Here is a 19,562-nt window from a genome sequence, read left to right as displayed (position 1 = left end):
GGGATAGAGGGCATGGGCGCGCGGCGGCGTGTTCAGCCGGTCGCCAGGGCCGCCCGCCGTGCAGCGCTATGGCGCCAGCGGGTCAAGTGTTCGTCGGCGTAGCGGCGCAGGCAGCGCAACAGTGAGCTTTCCTGTTGCACCAGAAAGAAATGGTGCCCCTCGAACATGTCCAGGGAGAAACCACTGGCGGTGTCTTCCTGCCAGTCGAGTAACTCGTCGGCGCGCACGTCGTCCTGCTTGCCGCCAAACACATGGATCGGCATCGACAACGGCTCGCGCTCGCCATACTGGAAACTGCCACACAACAGGAAGTCGGCGCGCAGGATCGGCAGCGTCAATTGCATCAATTCGCGGTTGGTCAACGCGTCTTCGGGCGTGCCCTTGAGCTTGCGCAGGCGCTCGATCAGTTGGGTGTCGTCTTTTTCAATGGCGTATTCGCTGACATCCCGTCGCGCCGGGCCGGCGGTGGCCGAAGCAAACAGCGCCAGGGGTGCAGGCAGCCCGCGTTCGCGCAGGGCATGGGCCAGCTCGAAAGCCAGCAAACCGCCCAGGCTATGGCCAAACAAGGCGTAAGGGCCGTCGAGTTCGGCGCTGATCTCATCCGCCAACTGCGCGGCAAGCACCTTGATATCGCGCTGCAAGGGCTCGTCCATGCGCATGCCACGCCCCGGCAACTCCAGCGGGCGCACTTGCAACCACTCCGGCAGTGCCCGACGCCAGCGGCTGTAGAACATGGCGCTGGCGCCCGAATAGGGCAGGCAAAATAGGCGCAAGCGGGTCGACGTGCTCATCTCAGACCACCCCTGCCTGGATCGCTGGGTTCTCGCGATAGAAACGCATGTCGTCCTCCTCCGGGTGCAAATCCATGGCCGGCGTGTTGGCTGGCCTGTCACCAATGAGAACGGATGGCCCGGCAAAATAATTAGTCTGCCTGCCAGGGCCGGGACACAAAGAGAAGCGCCTCACAGTTTGTATTTCGGTATAAGATTAGTTCCACTTCTCATTTGACAATCATTATCATTAAGCATAATTTGTTGCCCGATGTGTAGGAGGCCTCAGCAGGGATGCCCTCCACTAACCATATTTGCAGCAAGGTGATTTCCATGACGGAACAAGTATCCACAAGCAGGTGCGATTCACCGTTACTCCAGGCGTTTGTCGATAATCGACTGATCCTGGTCAAGATCGCGGCGCGCATTACCGGCTGCCGTTCCCGTGCCGAAGACGTGGTGCAGGACGCCTACTTCAGACTGCAATCGGCCCCGCAGATCACCTCATCGTTCAAGGCTCAACTGAGCTACCTGTTCCAGATCGTGCGTAACCTGGCTATCGACCACTACCGTAAACAGGCCCTGGAACTGAAGTACTCCGGGACGGAAGAGGAAGGCTTGAATGTGGTTATTCATGGCGCTTCACCGGAAACCTCGCACATCAATTTTTCCACCCTGGAAAACATCGCCGACGCCCTGACCGAACTGCCCCAGCGCACGCGCTACGCGTTCGAGATGTACCGTCTGCATGGCGTGCCGCAAAAGGACATCGCCAAGGAACTGGGGGTGTCGCCAACGCTGGTCAACTTTATGATCCGTGATGCGTTGGTGCACTGCCGTAAGGTTTCGGGGACCCATAGCGATACGTTTGCCCGACGGGTCTGAGCACCACGCCATTGCAATGAGGCATGAGCTTGTGTGGCAGCGGGCTTGCCCGCAATGGCATTGGATCAGCCAGTCAATTCAGTGGCTGACACGCCGCTATCGCGGGCAAGCCCGCTCCCACACAAGCCCCCACAGTTGATATTCATTGCCCCCAAGGTCTCAGGCCAACCCACACCGCTCAAAAAACCGCTCCCGCCCCAGCATCATCAGCGCCGCGCGCTTGTGGGGGAAATCGAACTCCTTCTCGCAGTGGAAACACTGGTTCTGCATATACCCAATCATCTTCGCGTTGTCGGCCCTGGGCTCCGCCACCACCCGCTGGGTGCGCGGGTCGTCGAGAAACAGGTAGTGCACCAGCGCCGCCAGCCAACTGGCCACCTTGTGCGGCCCGCGGTGGTGCTCCTCCCCCACCAGCATATGGATGCCCCGATCGTAATCGTCCACCTCATAGAACGGCGCAATGCGATCCTCCCTGGCCCAATACGCCTCGAAATAGGCAAACGGCTCATCGTCGAAACAGCCGATCAGCGTCAAGGCATGTGGATCAGCTGCAAGCTTCTCCAGATAGTCTCGATGCTGCTCCAGGCTGCCGCTTTCCTGCCAGAAACTGGCGACCCGCGCGCTGTTCTGCCAGCGATTGAAGCGGGCCAGGTCCACGTCGATCTCCAGCGTACGCAGTGAAATCCACGCGCCCAGGCGCGCGTCGAAACGTCGGTAGACTTCGCCGCACGGTTTGGGCGCACGCACCGGATGGCGCTTGCCATTGCTGAGGATCATTTGCTGCGGATAAGCGCCACTCACCGGCTGGCCCAACCACGGCTGTGGCAATTGCCAGAACAGAGTGCGCTCGCAACGGAACTGCCCTGCCACATCCGTGGCCAGCAGCAGGCCGCTGCGCAGGGCCTCGTCAGGGGCGTATTCGAGGTGCCAGGCCAGTTGCTGGCGCTCAGGCTCCCGGGCAAACAGCCAGTAACAGGCGGCCCACAAGGCCTGCACCGACGGCACCTCACCGGGGCTTTGCAACTGCAGGTGCAGCTCTTCGCCGCGCGCCAGGCGCAGGCGCACCAGCGGCTGGCCTGCGAGAGTCAGGGTCAGGCGGCCATCGCTTTCGTCTGCGTTAAGGGCAGGCCCTGCCGGGAGTGGCAGGACTGACAAGTCTTGGGGATTGGGCATGGAGGGGGCTCACGATAATCGTCGACAGTTAGACGAAGTGACGTGAACCAGCAGCAAAAATTTAAGCGGGCGTTGCCCGGATCAGGGCGCGTCAGCTACCGGCAGCACATCAATGCGGTACGGTTCGAAGATCTTCAACAGCTCGCCGCTGTCGCGCAGATCCTTGAGCAATGCGGCAAACGCCGGGCCGCTGATCGCCGCCTTGGGCCGCAGCAAGGCGTAGTGGTGGTACACCTGATCAATGCGCTCCGACACCAGGAACTGCCCGGCGGTGTCGGCATTGCGCACCATAAAGTCACTGAGGTAAGAACGTGTGACCAGGGCGATATCCGCGCGGCCACGGGTCACCATCAGCAAGTTGCTGTCATGGGAATAGGTCAAGGTGGCGTTGAACTGCGCGGCCATGGCCTTGGGGTCGGGGTTGAAGTTGGCGAAGGCGTAGTGATAACCGCTGAACACCGCCAGGCGCTTGCCCGTCAGATCGGTGAAATAGCCCTGGCCGCGATCGGTCTGGCGCTGGGCAACGAATATCTCGGCGTCCTCCAGGCCCATGTCGACACTGGCATGGGGGATATCCTGCCAACCCCACTGCGGGTTCTCGAAGATGGCCATATCGATCCGGCCCTGCTGGAAATCACGAAAACGCCGGGGAATGGAGGTGGGTACCAGCACAAACTGGTACTCGCGCTGCGCACGGTTCAGCGCTTCCAGCAATTGCGGGAGCAGCCCGCTGTCGGCGCCCTGCTCCGGGCGCACCGTATACGGTGGAAAATGCGCAGCACCGACCCGTACCAATTGGGCCGCCGAAACCTGCGCCTGCCACAAGGTGCCCATTGCCAATACTGTTAATCCTGCAGCCAGCCGCAATGGCGAAAACATCAGGCACGCACCGTTCAAAATCTGGATCTCGCTAAGCTAGGCGTTTTTGTCCGGGGAGACAACTTCCGGCCCGACAATTAAATCGCTTGCTTTACCCGCCTAATCCGCCTTCAGCACCAGCAGCAATGCTTCATCGGCCAATTGCTCGAGGGTCATGCTGCCCTGGGCGCGGAACCAGGTCGTGGTCCACGACAGCGCCCCGGTCAGGAAACGCCGAGTGATAAATACATCACCCTTGATATACCCAGCCTGCTTGGCCTCCCCCAATACCTGCAACCAGATCTCTTCGTAGACATCGCGCAATGCCAGCACCTGGGCCTGCCCTTCTGCCGACAGCGAACGCCATTCATACACCAGCACCGCCATGGCCTCGCCGCTGCCGCCCATGATCGACTGCAACTCACAGCGAATCAGCGCCAGCACCCGTTCGCGCACGCTGCTCGCCTCGGCCAGGGAGGCGCGCATCAGCGCGGTGTTGTAATGGATGGTTTCCTCCATCACCGCCCGCAGGATTTCGTCCTTGCTCTTGAAGTGGTGGAAGATGCTGCCGGACTGGATCCCCACCGCACTGGCCAGGTCGCGCACGGTAGTGCGTTCATAGCCCTTGTTGCGAAACAGGTGAGCCGCGGTCTGCAGCAGCTTGCCCCGGGCGCTGTCGGGGTCGGTCAGTTGCCCGCCGTCCACCATGGTGCGCATCACCTCCAGGGCTTTTTGCTCATCCATGCTGCTCTCCTCAACTACTTTGATTGCGTCATGGCCGGCAATTTAGGCCGTGGCAGCCACCCAAGCAAGCGCTTGGGCACAAGTTGTGTACGCAGTTTACAAACCAAGCGCTTGCTTGGTAGTCTCGACCCAGCGATTTTGCAGAGAAGGACGTCCCATGAACAAGACCGTTCGTATCGGCTGCGCCAGTGCATTCTGGGGCGACACCTGCACCGCCGCCGCGCAGTTGGTGCAAGGCGGCGCGCTGGACTACCTGGTGTTCGACTACCTGGCCGAAGTCACCCTGTCGATCCTCGCCGGGGCGCGCATGAAAGACCCCCAGGCCGGCTACGCCCCGGATTTCGTCGAAGTCCTGGCGCCGTTGCTCGGTGATATCCAGCGCCAGGGCATCCGGGTGATCAGCAACGCCGGCGGCATCCACCCCCAGGCCTGCGCCGCCGCCTTGCAGGCCGCCTGCGACCAGGCCGGGGTGCCGCTGAAAATCGCCGTAGTGCTGGGCGATGACTTGCAACCGCAGTTCAAGCAACTGCAGGGCATCAGCGATATGTTCAGCGGCGCGCCTTTGCCGGCGATGTGCGTGTCGACCAATGCCTACCTCGGCGCGCCGGGCATCGTCCAGGCCCTGCAACTGGGCGCCGATATCGTTATTACCGGGCGCGTGGTGGACAGCGCAGTGGTCAGCGCGGCCCTGGTGCATGAATTCAACTGGGGGTGGCAGGACTACGACCACCTGGCCCAGGCCGCACTGGCCGGGCATATCATCGAATGTGGCGCGCAGTGCACTGGCGGCAACTTCACCGATTGGCGCGAGGTGCCGGACTACGAGCACATCGGTTTCCCGATTGTCGAGGTCAGTGCCGACGGCCAGTTCACCGTCAGCAAAGTGCCGGGCACAGGCGGCCTGATCAGCGAACTGAGCGTCGCCGAACAACTGCTGTATGAGATCGGCGACCCACGCGCCTACCTGCTGCCGGATGTGATCTGCGACTTCAGCCAGGTCACGCTGGAGCAACAAGGCGAAAACCGCGTGCGTCTGCGCGGTGCCAAAGGGCTGGCACCCACCGACCAGTACAAAGTCAGTGCCACCTACCCCGACGGTTTCCGCTGTACCGCCAGTTGCCTGCTGGCCGGCATCGACGCGGTGGCCAAGGCCGAACGGGTCGGCCAGGCGATCATCAACAAGACCTCGCAGTTGTTCAGCCAGCGCGGCTGGGCACCCTATACCGAGGTCAGCATCGAGTTGCTCGGCAGTGAGGCCACCTACGGCGCCCATGCCCGGCGCCAGGCCTGTCGCGAAGTGGTGCTCAAGCTGGCGGTGCGTCACCCAAGCAAACAGGCCCTGGTGCTGTTCGCCCGGGAAATCGCCCAGGCGGCCACCGGCATGACGCCGGGCCTGACCGGCATTGTCGGCGGCAGGCCCACGGTGTATCCACTGATCCGCCTGTTTTCGTTCCTGATCGACAAAAGCGCGTGCCGCCTGAGCGTCGACTTCCAGGGGCAATCCCACCCTTGCGAACTGCCTGCCACGGCCGCCCTGAGCACGCCCCACGCGCCCCTCGACCCGCCCAAACCCGAAGGCCGCGCCGAGGCCAGCGTGCCCCTGGTCAAGCTGGCCGTGGCGCGCTCCGGGGACAAGGGTAATCACAGCAATATTGGCGTAATCGCGCGCCAGCCCGAATACCTGCCATGGATTGCCGAAGCACTGACCCCAGAGGTGATCGTCGACTGGATGAGCCATGTACTCGACCCACTGCACGGGCGCGTCGAGCGCTGGTACCTGCCGGGCAGCCACAGCCTCAACTTCCTCCTCGAAAACGCCCTGGGCGGCGGCGGTATCGCCAGCCTGCGCATCGACCCACAAGGCAAGGCTTTCGCCCAGCAACTGCTGGAAATCCCGATTGCCGTGCCCCGCCACATCGCCGATCAACTCACCTAAGGGACTCTCGCCGTGGCCTTCGACTCGATCTTCAAAGCCGACCTGTTCCAGGGGCAGACCCTTATCGTCACCGGTGGCGGCAGCGGCATTGGCCGTTGCACCGCCCATGAACTGGCGGCACTCGGCGCCCATGTGGTGCTGGTGGGGCGCAAGCCGGAAAAGCTGCAACGGGTCACCCAGGAAATTACCCAAGACGGCGGCCACGCCAGCTGGCACGCCTGTGATATCCGCGATGAAGAAGCGGTGAAGGCGCTGGTCAGCCAGATCATCGAGGCACACGGGCCGATCCAGGGTCTGGTGAACAATGCCGGCGGCCAATACCCCTCGCCCCTGGCGTCGATCAATCAAAAAGGCTTTGAAACCGTGCTGCGCACCAACCTGGTGGGCGGTTTCCTGATGGCGCGGGAAGTGTTCAATCAGTCAATGAGCAAGCACGGCGGTGCCATCGTCAACATGCTGGCCGACATGTGGGGCGGCATGCCCGGCATGGGCCACTCGGGCGCAGCGCGCGCGGGGATGGACAACTTCACCAAGACCGCCGCGTTCGAGTGGGGTTACGCCGGGGTGCGGGTCAACGCAGTGGCGCCGGGCTGGATCGCCTCCAGTGGCATGGACACCTACGAAGGCGCGTTCAAGGCGGTGATCCCGACCCTGCGCGAGCATGTGCCCCTCAAGCGCATTGGCACCGAATCGGAAGTCAGTGCGGCGATTGTGTTCCTGCTCAGCCCCGCCGCCGCATTCGTCAGCGGCAGCACCTTGCGCATCGACGGCGCCGCCAGCCTGGGCAGCCGCGCCTGGCCGCTGCACAAGGCGCAGCCGCCGAGCCCGTCGTTCAATGGTTTTCACCGCGCCTACCTGCCGGATGTGCTCAAGGAGGGCCAATAAACCATGCCGGTCATCGACTCCCTACTCGACACCCACAGCCCGCAGTTCGCACAGAACCGCGAGGCCATGCTCACCGCCATCCATCATCTGCGCCAACTGGAACAGAACCTGTTGGACAAGGCCGCCGAGGCCAAGGGCAAGTTCGACAAACGCGGCCAACTGCTGCCCCGTGAGCGCCTCAACCTGTTGCTCGACCCCGGTGCGCCCTTCCTCGAACTGGCAAGCCTGGCCGGTTACAAGCTGCACGACGACAAGGATGGCAGCGCGGCCGGCGGCGGGCTGATTGCCGGTATCGGCTATGTCAGCGGCGTGCGCCTGCTGGTGGTGGCCAACAACAGCGCAATCAAGGGCGGGACGATTTCCCCCAGCGGCTTGAAAAAATCCCTGCGCCTGCAACAGATCGCCATGGAGAACAAATTGCCGGTGGTGACCCTGGCCGAAAGCGGCGGCGCCAATCTTAATTACGCGGCGGAGATTTTCGTCGAAGGCGCGCGCAGCTTCGCCAACCAGGCGCGGATGTCAGCCATGGGCCTGCCGCAGATCACCGTGGTGCACGGCTCGGCCACCGCCGGCGGTGCCTATCAGCCGGGGCTTTCGGATTACGTGGTGGTGGTGCGCGGCAAGGCCAAGCTGTTCCTGGCCGGCCCGCCGCTGCTCAAGGCCGCCACCGGCGAAGTGGCGACGGACGAGGAACTGGGCGGCGCCCAGATGCATGCGCAAACCGCCGGCACCGCCGAATACCTGGCGGAAAATGACGCCGACGGCGTGCGCATCGTGCGCGAGATTGTCAGCCTGCTGCCCTGGGACGACCGGCTGCCACCCCAGCCGGCGCGGACCTATACAGAGCCGCTGTATCCGATTGAAGAGCTGCTGGGCCTGATCCCCTCGGACCCGAAAAAGCCCTATGACGTAAGGGAAATCATCGCGCGTATCGCCGATGGCTCCAACTTCCTGGAGTTCAAGGGCGAGTTCGATCCCCACACCGTCTGCGGCCACCTGCACATCCAGGGCCGGGCCTGCGGGTTTATCGGCAACAACGGCCCGATCACGCCCAAGGGCGCGAGCAAGGCCGCGCAATTTATCCAGCTGTGCGACCAGAGCCAGACACCGCTGCTGTTTTTCCACAACACCACCGGCTTTATGGTGGGCACCGAATCCGAGCAACAAGGCGTGATCAAGCACGGCGCGAAGATGATCCAGGCGGTGGCCAATGCCCGCGTGCCCAAGCTCACGGTGGTGGTCGGCGGTTCCTACGGCGCCGGCAACTATGCGATGTGCGGCCGTGGCCTGGACCCACGCTTTATCTTCGCCTGGCCCAACAGCCGCACCGCCGTGATGGGCGGCGCCCAGGCCGGCAAGGTGCTGCGCATTGTCACCGAGGCCAAGCAGTTGAAAGACGGCCTGGTGCCCGACCCCAAGGTGCTCGACATGCTCGAACACGTCACCGCGCAGAAACTCGATAGCCAGTCCACGGCCCTGTATGGCAGCGCCAACCTGTGGGACGACGGGCTGATTGACCCGCGGGACACCCGCACGCTGCTGGGCTACCTGTTGGATATCTGCCAGCAAGCCCAGGTGCGCCAATTGCAACCCAACAGCTTTGGCGCCGCGCGCTTTTAACGATCAGGAGAACAATAAAAATGATCTTCACCCAGGAACACGAAGAGCTGCGCCGTACCGTACGGGGTTTTATCGAGCGCGAGATCAACCCCCACGTCGACGAATGGGAAAAAGCCGGGCGCTTTCCCATCCACGAGATTTTCCGCAAGGCCGGCGATCTCGGTCTGCTGGGTATTTCCAAGCCAGAGAAGTTCGGCGGCATGGGTCTGGACTACAGCTACTCGATTGTCGCCGCCGAAGAATTCGGCACCATCCGCTGCGGCGGCATCCCGATGTCCATCGGCGTACAGACTGATATGTGCACCCCGGCGCTCGCACGTTTTGGCTCCGATGAACTGCGCGACGAATTCCTGCGCCCGGCCATCAGCGGCGAACAGGTGGGCTGCATCGGCGTCTCGGAGACCGGCGCTGGCTCCGACGTGGCGGGCTTGAAAACCCACGCCCGCAAGGACGGCGACGACTACGTGATCAACGGCAGCAAGATGTGGATCACCAACTCCCCCAGCGCCGACTTTATCTGCCTGCTGGCCAACACTTCGGACGGCAAGCCGCATATCAACAAGTCACTGATCATGGTGCCGATGAACACCCCTGGGATCAGCGTCAGCCCTCCCCTGGAAAAGCTCGGCATGCACAGCTCGGAAACCGCCCAGGTGTTTTTCGATGATGTGCGTATTCCACAGCGCAACCGCATCGGCCACGAAGGCGCGGGCTTCATGATGCAGATGCTGCAGTTCCAGGAAGAACGGCTGTTTGGCGCGGCCAATATGATCAAGGGCCTGGAGGCCTGCGTCGACAGCACCATCGCCTACTGCAAGGAGCGCCAGACCTTCGGCAAGGCCCTGATCGACAACCAGGTGATCCACTTTCGCCTGGCCGAACTGTCCACCGAGATCGAGTGCCTACGCGCCCTGGTCTACCAGGCCACCGAGCAATACCTCAAGGGCCAGGACGTGACGCGGCTGGCCTCGATGGCCAAGCTCAAGGCCGGGCGCCTGGGCCGCGAAGTCAGCGACAGCTGCCTGCAGTACTGGGGTGGCATGGGCTTTATGTGGGACAACCCGGTGGCCCGCGCCTATCGTGATGTGCGCCTGGTGTCGATTGGCGGCGGCGCCGACGAGATCATGCTGGGGATCATCTGCAAACTGATGGGTACGCTGCCGGGGAAAAAATCGTGAACGCCTGTGAAACCCTGCTGCTGGAGCCGCACAACGGCGTGTTGCACATCACCCTCAACCGCCCGCAGAACCGCAATGCCATGAGCGTGCAGATGGTCAGCGAACTGCGCGCCGTGCTGACGGATGTCGCCCGTGACGAGCAGGTGCGGGCATTGGTGATCAGTGGCGCTGGCGGGCACTTCTGTGCGGGCGCCGATGTTAAGGACATGAGCCGCGCGGGCAGCCGCGAAGGCTTGCGTGATTTGAACCGGGTGTTTGGCGCGCTGTTGCAAGAAGTCGAAGCCCTGCCCCAAGTGGTGATTGTGGTGTTGCAGGGCGCGGTGCTGGGCGGCGGTTTTGGCCTGGCGTGTGTCAGCGACATCGCCATTGCCGACCACCAGGCACAGTTCGGCTTGCCGGAAACCAGCCTCGGCGTGCTGCCGGCGCAGATCGCACCGTTTGTGGTGCGGCGCATCGGCCTGACCCAGGCCCGGCGCCTGGCGTTGACCGCAGCGCGGTTTGACGGGGTCGAGGCGCAGCGCCTGGGGGTGGTGCATTTTGTCGAGCATGCCCCCCAAGGATTGGCGCAGCGCCTGGATGAGGTGTTGGGGCAGGTATTGCGCTGTGCACCGCGCGCCAATGCGCGAACCAAGGCGTTGTTGCTCCAGAGCCTGGATCAGCCGTTGGAGCTGCTGCTGGATCAGGCTGCCGATTGGTTTGCCGAGGCGGTGACCGGGGAAGAAGGCATTGAGGGGACGCGGGCGTTTGTCGAGAAACGCAAGGCCAGGTGGGTGAGTTGATCTTGAAAACGCCACATCCCCTGTAGGAGCTGGCTTGCCTGCGATGCGGGCACCTGGATCTGTCAGGGATACCGAGGTGATGCAATCGCAGGCAAGCCAGCGCCCACACAAGCCCGCGCCTGCGCAACCAATCAAACAGGGACCCAAAATGCCCAGTTTCAATAAAATACTGATCGCCAACCGCGGCGAAATCGCCTGCCGAATCCAGCGCACCGCCCAGGCCCTGGGCTACCGCACCGTGGCGATCTATAGCGCAGCCGACGCCAACGCCCTGCACGTACAAATGGCCGACGAAGCGGTGGATATCGGCCCCGCCCCGGTGCAACAGTCCTACCTGAACATCCCGGCGATCCTCGATGCCGCACGCCTGACCGGCGCCGATGCGATCCACCCCGGCTACGGCTTTCTCTCGGAGAACCCCGAGTTCGCCAAGGCCTGCATTGCCGCCGGCCTGGTATTTATCGGCCCCAGCGCCGACGCCATCGAGTTGATGGGCAGCAAGCGCCTGTCAAAAATCGCCATGCTCGACGCCGGGGTGCCGTGCATTGCCGGCTACCAAGGCAGCGCGCAGGACGACACCACCCTGCAGAGCGAAGCCGAGCGCATCGGCTACCCGCTGATGATCAAGGCCAGTGCCGGCGGCGGCGGACGCGGCATGCGCCTGGTGCACGCGCCGGCGCAGTTGCTCGAACAACTGCACACCGCACGCTCCGAGGCCCTGAATGCCTTTGGCAGCGACGAACTGATTCTGGAGCAGGCGCTGATCGAACCGCGCCATGTGGAAATCCAGCTGTTCGGCGATGCCCACGGCAACCTGATCTACCTGGGCGAACGTGATTGCTCGGTCCAGCGCCGCCATCAGAAGGTCATCGAAGAAGCACCCTGCCCGGTCATGACTGCCGAACTGCGCCAGGCCATGGGCGAAGCGGCGCTCAAGGCCGGACGCGCAGTGGCGTATGTCGGCGCGGGCACTGTGGAGTTCCTGCTGGACCGGAGCGGGCGGTTCTATTTCCTGGAAATGAACACCCGCCTGCAAGTGGAGCACCCGGTCACCGAACTGATCACCGGCCTGGACCTGGTGGACTGGCAACTGCAAATCGCCGCCGGCCAGCCCCTGCCCTTGCGCCAGGACCAGGTGACGCTGAGCGGGCATGCCATGGAAGTGCGCCTATACGCCGAAGACCCGGCCCAGGGTTTCTTGCCACAAACTGGCGAGGTGTTGCGCTGGGAGCCGGCAGCCGGGGTGCGGGTCGATCATGGATTGCAAGCCCCGCAGCGCATCAGCCCGTTCTATGATCCGATGCTGGGCAAGATCATCGCCCATGGCGCTACCCGCGAAGAGGCCCGGCGCAAGCTGCTGCGGGCGGTGCAGGACTGCGTGCTGCTGGGGATCCCCAGCAATCAGCGGTTACTGGTGGACCTGCTGGGGCATGCGCAATTTGTCGCGGCGGATTTCAGCACCGGATTTATTGCCGAACACTTCAGTGACATTGCCCGCCCTGCCGTCAGCGAAGAAGACCTGGCTCTGGCCGCCGCCCTGTTTTATCGGCACAGCGCGGCAGTGCATGGCCCGGCCCTGGCAGGCTGGCGCAACAATGCCAGCGTGCCCTGGACCTACCGCCTGGGCGTCGATGAGCACCGCCATGAGGTCAGCGCCCGCTTACTGGCGGAGGATCATCTGCAAGTCGGCAACATCGACATCCACCTCCTCGACAGCGACGGACGCTGGGCCAGCCTGGTCATCAACGGCATTCGGCGGCGGATTGCCTATCACCTGCAAGGCTCCCAGCTCTGGCTGTTGAATGCCGGCACCAGCCTGTGCGTGAGCAACCAGACGCAAACCGTGGCCAGTCGTGAAGCGCCCGTCAGCAGCGGCACGGTCAAGGCGCCGATGGACGGTGCCATTACCCTGCTGCAGGTGCGCGAAGGGGATGTGGTGAGCAAGGGCCAACTGCTGCTGGTGCTCGAAGCGATGAAAATGGAGCATCCGCTCAAAGCGGGCATCGACGGGGTGGTCAAGGCCATTCACGTCAGCGCCGGTGATCAAGTGCGCAATCGCCAGGTATTGCTGCAGATCGAGTAGCCCTGGGCGGAACTACCAGGCTTGGCTACGCTCTATCCCCATCAGAAAGGGATGAGTACGGGAACCTGCGATGCCTCATTGGCTGATTATTGATCTTGAAGCCACAACGGATGACGGCGGCTGGCCCGTGTCGGAGATGGAAATCATCGAAATCGGCGTGAGCCTGGTCAACCGCCAGGGCCGCGAGCTGGACCATTTCCAGCGCTTCGTGCGGCCCTTGCGCCGCCCGTTGTTGACGCCGTTCTGCCGCCAGCTGACGCACATCAGCCAGGCCAGTATCGACAGCGCAGCGCCCTTGACCGAGGTCTGGCCGCTGTTCGAACGCTGGCTGGGCCAGCATCATCCGCGCCTGGAAGGCTGGGCCAGCTGGGGCGACTATGATCGCCAGCAACTGGAGTTGGAGTGGCAGCGCCATGGCTTGGCCAGCGCGCTAAGCCAGACACCCCATGTGAACCTCAAGCAACGCTTCGCCAAGGCCCGACGCCTGGACAAGCCGTTGGGGCTCAATGGCGCCTTGCAACTGGCGGGCATGCAGTTCAACGGCCAGCAACACCGGGCACTGGAAGATGCGCGCAATACCGCGCGTTTGCTGCCGTTGATTTTGCCCGTGTAGAAGGCATACTGGCCGACCTTTCTTGCCCCTTTTTTCGAGGATTCGCCCATGTTCAAAGTCAATGAGTACTTCGACGGCACCGTCAAGTCGATCGCCTTCGGCACCCCTGAAGGTCCGGCGACCATCGGCGTGATGGCTCCGGGTGAATACGAATTCGGCACGGCCCAGCGTGAAATCATGCACGTGGTCTCGGGCGCGCTCACCGTCAAGTTGCCAGGCAGCGACGCCTGGGAAACCTTCGCCGCCGGCAGCCAGTTCAATGTGCCTGCCGACAGCAAGTTCCAGCTCAAGGTGGCCGTGGACACTGCCTACCTCTGCGAATACCGCGGCTAAGCTTTTTCCGCGCAAAAAAAATGCCCGCCTCCCAAGAGGCGGGCATTTTTCATGGGCGACGGTTATTCGAGGATCGTCACCGGCATGCCGACTTCCAGGCGGCCCGCACCGTCATTGACCAGGTTCTGGCCGAACATCACGCCATCGGGCTGTTTGCGGTAGGTTTCCAGGGTCGCCAGCGGCTGGCGATCGGCACTGCGCTCCCCGGTCGCCGGGTCGATGGTGGTGAGGATGCACCGCGAGCAAGACTTGACCACCCGGAACTCCACCTCACCAATGCGCAGGCGCTTCCAGCCATCCTCGGCAAAGGCCTCGCTGCCTTCGATCACCAGGTTGGGGCGAAAGCGCAGCATTTCCATGGGCCGGCCGACGCGTTGCGACAAGTCGTCGAGAGACGCCTGGCCTATCAGCAACAAGGGGAAACCGTCGGCGAACGCCACCTGGTCATCGTCCTTGCCGTAGCCGGCCGCCGTGGTGCGCGCGCGCTCCAGCGGGACTTGCACCAAGCGTGTCGGTTTGCCGATGAACTGGCTGACCCAATCGGCGGCCTCAGCACCGGCGTCCGGGACCCGCAGGGTGTCGCGCCAGATGGTGACACCACGCAGCTCGGCATCGGCGCCGGGCAACGCCACATCCAGGGTGGGCAGGCCTGCAGCGCTCAAGGTCAGGCCACCGGCGGCATTCCACAACGCCGACAGCTGGCTCATCTGCGCCACGGCACGCTGGGTCAGGAATCGCCCACTGGCCTCGTCCACCAGCATCCAGCGTCGGTCCCCGTCCAGCCCGAGTTTATCCAGGCCGATCTGCGACAAGGTCTCTGCCTTGCCCGACTTCAAGGGGTACCGATACAACGCGCTGAGACGAAGCATGAGCGTGGGTTCCTGTGAGCAAAAGCGTCACCCTATACGAGCACGCCGGCAGAATCAAAATTTCCCCCGGCCGGCAATTAGAGGCCCCCTCGTCACAGGCCGGAATCAGGCCGGCACTTCGTCCAGCATCAGGCGCTGGCGCACCACATCCACCAACTTGTCGGGCTGGAATTTGGAGAGGAAGTTGTCGCAACCGACCTTCTTCACCATCGAGTCGTTGAAGCTGCCCGACAAGGATGTGTGCAGCACCACATAGAGGCCGCGCAGACGCGGGTCGTTGCGGATCTCGGTAGTCAGGCGGTAGCCGTCCATCTCGGGCATTTCGGCGTCGGTGAAGATCATCAACAGTTTGTCGGTCATCACCTGGCCGCTGTCCGCCCATGCCTTGAGCATGTTCAAGGCCTTGAGGCCGTCACTGGCGATATGCATCTTCACCCCCAGTTGCCCCAGGGTGTCGCGCAGTTGCGACAAGGCCACGTTGGAGTCATCCACCAACAGCACTTCGCGACCACGGGCACGTTCGAGCACCGGATCCTCGAGTTTTTCCCGGGAGACCTTGGCGTTGTAGGGCACGATCTCGGCGAGGACTTTTTCCACGTCGATGATTTCCACCAACTGCTCATCCACCTTGCTGATGGCCGTGAGGTAGTGCTGGCGGCCGGCGCTCGCCGGCGGTGGCAGGATCGACTCCCAGGTCATGTTGACGATGCGGTCGACGCCGCCCACCAGGAACGCCTGTACCGAGCGGTTGTACTCGGTAACGATAATGGTACTGTTGGGCCCCGGTACCAGCGGACGCATGCCGATGGCCTGGGACAGGTCGATCACCGGCAAGGTCTGGCCGCGCAGGTTGACCACGCCGCAGACAAACGGGTGACGCTGGGGCATCAGGGTCAGCTTGGGCAACTGCAGGACTTCCTGCACCTTGAACACGTTGATTGCGAACAACTGGCGCCCTGCCAGGCGAAACATAAGGATCTCCAGGCGATTCTCACCCACCAGTTGCGTGCGTTGATCTACCGTGTCGAGAATGCCAGCCATTGAAGACTCCTGGGGTGTGCTGAAAGATTTGCTGCTTACTGGAGAAAGATATCGGCAGACAGTGCCAAACCTTGACCCCCCGGTAAAATGCCACGCAAATGCATTGATGTCACACTGACATCATGCTTTACTGGCCTCACCTTGCCGTCCGGTCGTCAAGCCACGCCGCACGACCCTCAAACGGACATAAGGTTCCGCCATGTAAGGGATTCCCCTAGTCGCAATCAGGTCCAACCTGATATTCGCGATATCCAATAGCCATTAATGTGACGCCATTCTCATTGCATGAACGGAGTCAGGCTTTTGTTTGCTATCGCAAGCCCACGGCCCAAGGGCCTTCCAGGCATTAACGCCTGGGCAATCGAAGTAATGCGAATGCCTCTGGTTGTTCCCACTGCAAGCAGCGCCAGCAGTCGCGACGCTGGTCATTCAAATAAAAGTACTACTCAAAATTCAGAAATGAACTACAGATCTCGGTCATATTTCGGCGCTAGTTTTAAGCCGTTGCTCCGGTATTACATCTCATTGTCTGACCGTACGTTGTGGAGACTTTCATGATGAACGACGGTAAAGAGTGGCAAGACGCACTTCCCGAGTTCCTCCTGGAGGCAGAAATGCTGCTGGCCAAGTCTGAGGAATGCCTGAGCCACCTGCATTTGATCCGCAACGATAACGATGCCATCGACTGCATGAAAAACAGCCTGGTCAAACTGGCAGAAAAGGCCGATGCCATGGCGCTGGACGCCATTGGCAACTTTTCCCGGCATATCCAGGACCTGATCAGCAACGCCCAAAGCCCGATGCAGCTCCACGATACGGCACTTGCAGCCCTGCATGACTGCCTGACGCTGCTGGCCTGGCAACTGGAACTGATCGACGTCAAGACCGGCAAACTCAGCCTGGATGACGCGGAGCAAACCACGTTGATTGAGACGGTTGCCCAGCAGATCCCCCAGAAGGATGTTGGCGCTCGCCATCGCCACTCCATGCCCTACGCCTCCTGAACCTGCCGTGCGGTTAATCCAGGCCGCCGGCGGGCGCCCAACTAATGCTCGTCAAATATTTAGCCAGCCAACTATCATTAACCCAATATGGGTAATAGCGATACAAAACCAAATTAATAGTACAACTAGACGCCGCGGAACTAAGCCTTGTAGCAGGCGACCAACGGTAATTGTTGGTGGTACTATTAGCGCGCTCGAAGTGGCCGACCGTGAATACGTAATAAATCTGAGAAGCGCCTCGAACCAAGACTAAACCCAATCGCTTTCCAAACAGAGCCCGGCCAGCGGTCATGACCGGTCTACCCGCAGCGAACACCCATCGGCTCCATCTGCTATGTACGCCAGCCTCAAGTCACTCATCGCCAGGTTCGTCCTCTCGGGCAATACCCGTTGGATCACCCTGGGTCTTTGCCTGTGCGCGACTCTGGTCAGCCTCTGGGTCTATGCCCACAAAGCACCGCTGCCGCTGTTTTTGCTGTTGCTCAACCTCGCCGCCCTGACCGCCGCCGGCCTGCAGCGTTGGCGCTCGCGCAAGTCGATCAAGTTCCAGCCCCAGGAATTGGCCGACCGCCTGCTGCAAGTCCAGGAAAACGAGCGCCATCGTCTCAGCCGCGAGCTACATGACGATATCGGCCAACTGCTGACCGCTGCCAAACTGCAAAGCGACTGGCTGCAACGCCGCTCGCCGGCAGAGTTGCAGGACCAGTGCGGCGTACTGTGCAACACCCTCAACGAAACCCTGGCCAAAGTGCGGGACGTCTCGGCCATTCTCAATCCCCGGCAACTGACCAGCCTGGGCCTGGAGGCGAGCCTGCGCGCGCACCTGCTCAAGACCCTGGCAAACACCCCGGTACATTGGAGCCTGGAATGCCAGCAACGCCTGACCGGGATTCCCGAAGAGATGGCGGTGGCGGCCTTTCGTATCACCCAGGAAGCCGTGACGAACATGTTGCGCCATGCCCAGGCGCGCAACCTGCTGGTGCGCCTGCAACGTTTGCCACAGGGGTTGTCGCTGTTTATCAGCGATGACGGCCGGGGGTTCTCCCCCGCCACCGACCCGGCCCTTGCGGGGCAACGGGGCATGTCAGGCATGTGCGAACGCATTGATCAACTGGGCGGCATGCTGACGGTCAATAGCCAACCCGGCTTTGGCACGCGAATCGAAGCGCTGTTCCCCTGGGCGCCCCGTACCCTCGAACGGGCCAATTCCCCTGAGGTTCTAGAGTGACCTGCAATTTACTGCTGGTAGATGACCACGCCCTGATCCGCGCGGGTGTGCGCGCGCTGATCCTGGATATCCCAGGCTATGCGGTGATTGGCGAGGCCACCGATGGCGCGCAACTGCTCGCACAATATACCGCCTTGCTGCCCGATATCGTCTTGCTGGACCTGTCGATGAAGCACACCAGCGGCCTGGATGCGTTGCAGCAACTCAAGCACGCCTACCCCAAGAGCAAAGTGCTGATCCTGTCGATGCACACCGACCCGCAATTGATCATGCGTGCCCTGGAGGCAGGCGCCCACGGCTACCTGCTCAAGGACACCACCGCCAACGAGCTGGAACATGCGCTGCTGGCACTGCGCAACAACGAGCGCTACCTGAGCCCGGCCATCGCCCACACCGTGATCAACCAGGCCTTGATCCACAGCCAGTCCCACCCGGAGGCGCCCGTGCAGCGCCACAACCTGACGGCGCGCCAGCTGGAAATCCTGCGCCTGATCGTACGCGGCAAATCCACCCGGGAAATCGCCCACGGCCTGGGCCTGAGCATCAAGACTGTGGAAGCTCACCGCTCGCAGATCATGAAGCGCCTGCAGATTTTTGATGTGGCCGGCCTGGTGCTGTTCGCCGTGCGCGAACAGATCATCAGCCTGGACGATTAGCCAGCAACGGTGAATCCACCGGCAAGTGCACCTGCAAGGCCTTGGGCAAGGCGCTGAAGCGCAGGTCACTGCCCTTGAGCGGTTCGCCATCCAGGTTGATATCCAGTCCTTCGGCCACCTTGATTTCCACCCACGGCAGGCGTGCCCGCACAAACAGGTTATCCAGGCCCCAGCCGTCGGTCATCAGGCTGCGCAAGGTGCCGACCACTTCCTGAGGCGCCGGCAGGATGCTGATATCCAGCAAGCCATCATCGGCCATTGCCCCCGGGCACAGCTCGTGCCCGCCACCGGCCTGGCGACCGTTGCCGATGCCCAGGGCCAGTAACTCGCCGCTCCAGTGAAAGTCCGGCCCCACCAGCTCCCCATAAGCCGCCCGCAACTCGCTGAAACGCGACAAGCCGGTAAACAGATAGGCCGCACCGCCCAGCACCTTTTTCAGATCCTCGGAAGTGTTGGCCGTGACCTGGCTGCCAAAACCGCCAGTGGCCATATTGAGAAACACCTGCCCGCCAACCTCCCCCAGGTCGATAGCGCGCGGCGCAACGTCCAACAGCGCCAGGGCCTCACGCGGCTCCAACGGCACGCCGGCCGCACGGGCGAAGTCATTGGCAGTGCCCAGGGGCATCAGCACCAGGCTGGCGTCGGTCTTGGCGCGGGCCATGGCCTCGGCCACATCACGCAGCGTGCCGTCGCCGCCGCCCGCGATCAGGCGTGTGTAGCCGGCATCCAGGGCTTCACCCACCAGGCGTTGGGCATCGCCGCCCTCCCAGGTGACGCGCACCGCCAGCTCCCACCCCTGCTCGCGCTTGCCTTGCACTGCCGCCCGCACGTCTTCGTTGAGGGCTTGCTTGCCGTGCAGAATCAACAGTGCCTTGGGTTTACTCATGGGGTGAAGCTCCTATTGTTG

At 62.5% G+C, this 19,562-nt stretch carries 18 protein-coding genes and 1 pseudogene; 12 read left to right on the top strand and 7 right to left on the bottom strand.

Annotation, left to right across the window (positions count from 1 at the left end; genetic code table 11):
* Positions 1 to 32: 32 nt before the first annotated feature.
* Positions 33 to 791 (bottom strand): thioesterase II family protein, encoded by a 759-nt coding sequence (locus K1X80_RS10880; RefSeq protein WP_057439146.1) that lies wholly within the window; start codon positions 789 to 791, stop codon positions 33 to 35.
* 312 nt (positions 792 to 1,103) lie between these two features.
* On the opposite strand from K1X80_RS10880, the gene K1X80_RS10875 reads away from it, so the two are divergent.
* On the top strand, positions 1,104 to 1,655 hold the full coding sequence (locus K1X80_RS10875; protein ID WP_029298131.1) for an RNA polymerase factor sigma-70: 552 nt from the start codon (positions 1,104 to 1,106) through the stop codon (positions 1,653 to 1,655).
* A gap of 159 nt (positions 1,656 to 1,814) precedes the next feature.
* Here the strand turns inward: K1X80_RS10875 and K1X80_RS10870 are convergent, their stop codons facing one another.
* The 3 genes from K1X80_RS10870 to K1X80_RS10860 all read right to left on the bottom strand — a co-directional run bounded on the left by K1X80_RS10870 (position 1,815) and on the right by K1X80_RS10860 (position 4,430).
* Positions 1,815 to 2,828, bottom strand: coding sequence for a GNAT family N-acetyltransferase (locus K1X80_RS10870; protein ID WP_220172883.1), 1,014 nt, complete (start codon positions 2,826 to 2,828; stop codon positions 1,815 to 1,817).
* Between the two features lie 81 nt (positions 2,829 to 2,909).
* Positions 2,910 to 3,707, bottom strand: a complete 798-nt coding sequence (locus K1X80_RS10865; RefSeq protein WP_081044287.1) for an ABC transporter substrate-binding protein — start codon at positions 3,705 to 3,707, stop codon at positions 2,910 to 2,912.
* A gap of 99 nt (positions 3,708 to 3,806) precedes the next feature.
* The gene (locus tag K1X80_RS10860; protein WP_057960220.1) at positions 3,807 to 4,430 is read right to left on the bottom strand and encodes a TetR/AcrR family transcriptional regulator; all 624 of its coding nucleotides are present in this window, start codon (positions 4,428 to 4,430) and stop codon (positions 3,807 to 3,809) included.
* A gap of 157 nt (positions 4,431 to 4,587) precedes the next feature.
* Here K1X80_RS10860 and K1X80_RS10855 point away from each other — a divergent pair, with 157 nt between their 5' ends.
* The 8 genes from K1X80_RS10855 to K1X80_RS10820 all read left to right on the top strand — a co-directional run bounded on the left by K1X80_RS10855 (position 4,588) and on the right by K1X80_RS10820 (position 13,857).
* Positions 4,588 to 6,366 (top strand): acyclic terpene utilization AtuA family protein, encoded by a 1,779-nt coding sequence (locus tag K1X80_RS10855; RefSeq protein ID WP_120732421.1) that lies wholly within the window; start codon positions 4,588 to 4,590, stop codon positions 6,364 to 6,366.
* A 12-nt stretch (positions 6,367 to 6,378) separates the two neighbouring features.
* Complete coding sequence (locus K1X80_RS10850) at positions 6,379 to 7,251, top strand: SDR family oxidoreductase (protein WP_120732419.1); 873 nt, start codon at positions 6,379 to 6,381, stop codon at positions 7,249 to 7,251.
* A 3-nt stretch (positions 7,252 to 7,254) separates the two neighbouring features.
* Entirely contained in the window at positions 7,255 to 8,871 is a 1,617-nt protein-coding gene (atuC, locus tag K1X80_RS10845; protein ID WP_169989332.1) for a geranyl-CoA carboxylase subunit beta, read from the top strand.
* A gap of 20 nt (positions 8,872 to 8,891) precedes the next feature.
* The gene (atuD, locus tag K1X80_RS10840; protein ID WP_220172882.1) at positions 8,892 to 10,049 is read left to right on the top strand and encodes a citronellyl-CoA dehydrogenase; all 1,158 of its coding nucleotides are present in this window, start codon (positions 8,892 to 8,894) and stop codon (positions 10,047 to 10,049) included.
* The gene (locus tag K1X80_RS10835) at positions 10,046 to 10,828 is read left to right on the top strand and encodes an enoyl-CoA hydratase/isomerase family protein (protein WP_258571551.1); all 783 of its coding nucleotides are present in this window, start codon (positions 10,046 to 10,048) and stop codon (positions 10,826 to 10,828) included. Before atuD ends, K1X80_RS10835 begins: the two co-directional genes overlap by 4 nt.
* Before the next feature lie 148 nt (positions 10,829 to 10,976).
* The gene (locus tag K1X80_RS10830) at positions 10,977 to 12,911 is read left to right on the top strand and encodes an acetyl/propionyl/methylcrotonyl-CoA carboxylase subunit alpha (protein WP_120732413.1); all 1,935 of its coding nucleotides are present in this window, start codon (positions 10,977 to 10,979) and stop codon (positions 12,909 to 12,911) included.
* Between the two features lie 70 nt (positions 12,912 to 12,981).
* A complete protein-coding gene (locus K1X80_RS10825; protein ID WP_057439153.1) occupies positions 12,982 to 13,524 on the top strand; it encodes an exonuclease domain-containing protein in 543 nt (180 codons plus the stop codon).
* Positions 13,525 to 13,572: 48 nt separating this feature from the next.
* Positions 13,573 to 13,857, top strand: a complete 285-nt coding sequence (locus K1X80_RS10820) for a pyrimidine/purine nucleoside phosphorylase (RefSeq protein ID WP_032862771.1) — start codon at positions 13,573 to 13,575, stop codon at positions 13,855 to 13,857.
* Between the two features lie 62 nt (positions 13,858 to 13,919).
* Here K1X80_RS10820 and K1X80_RS10815 read toward each other — a convergent pair whose 3' ends face one another.
* Positions 13,920 to 14,726 (bottom strand): MOSC domain-containing protein, encoded by an 807-nt coding sequence (locus K1X80_RS10815; protein WP_120732409.1) that lies wholly within the window; start codon positions 14,724 to 14,726, stop codon positions 13,920 to 13,922.
* 105 nt (positions 14,727 to 14,831) lie between these two features.
* Positions 14,832 to 15,767 carry a chemotaxis protein CheV gene (locus tag K1X80_RS10810; RefSeq protein WP_057960227.1) on the bottom strand — a complete coding sequence of 312 codons (936 nt, stop codon included), beginning with the start codon at positions 15,765 to 15,767 and terminating at the stop codon, positions 14,832 to 14,834.
* Positions 15,768 to 16,321: 554 nt separating this feature from the next.
* Here K1X80_RS10810 and K1X80_RS10805 point away from each other — a divergent pair.
* From K1X80_RS10805 to K1X80_RS10795, 3 genes are all read left to right on the top strand, one after another.
* Positions 16,322 to 16,771 (top strand): hypothetical protein, encoded by a 450-nt coding sequence (locus tag K1X80_RS10805; RefSeq protein ID WP_120732407.1) that lies wholly within the window; start codon positions 16,322 to 16,324, stop codon positions 16,769 to 16,771.
* Positions 16,772 to 17,105: 334 nt separating this feature from the next.
* Positions 17,106 to 17,999, top strand: a complete 894-nt coding sequence (locus K1X80_RS10800) for a sensor histidine kinase (RefSeq protein WP_057960228.1) — start codon at positions 17,106 to 17,108, stop codon at positions 17,997 to 17,999.
* Positions 17,996 to 18,655 carry a response regulator transcription factor gene (locus K1X80_RS10795; RefSeq protein ID WP_057960229.1) on the top strand — a complete coding sequence of 220 codons (660 nt, stop codon included), beginning with the start codon at positions 17,996 to 17,998 and terminating at the stop codon, positions 18,653 to 18,655. The genes K1X80_RS10800 and K1X80_RS10795 overlap by 4 nt, the downstream gene beginning before the upstream one ends.
* On the opposite strand, the pseudogene yegS reads toward K1X80_RS10795, so the two are convergent.
* A pseudogene (gene yegS, locus K1X80_RS10790) lies at positions 18,617 to 19,541 on the bottom strand (lipid kinase YegS); the annotation flags it as partial. The gene K1X80_RS10795 and the pseudogene yegS sit on opposite strands and share 39 nt — an antisense overlap.
* Positions 19,542 to 19,562 lie beyond the last annotated feature (21 nt).

Origin of the sequence: Pseudomonas sp. So3.2b, from assembly GCF_019464415.1 — a bacterium.
Taxonomy (GTDB): domain Bacteria; phylum Pseudomonadota; class Gammaproteobacteria; order Pseudomonadales; family Pseudomonadaceae; genus Aquipseudomonas; species Aquipseudomonas shahriarae.
The sequence above is the reverse complement of the archived record's forward strand: the minus strand, read 5'-3'. Positions and strand labels throughout refer to the sequence as shown.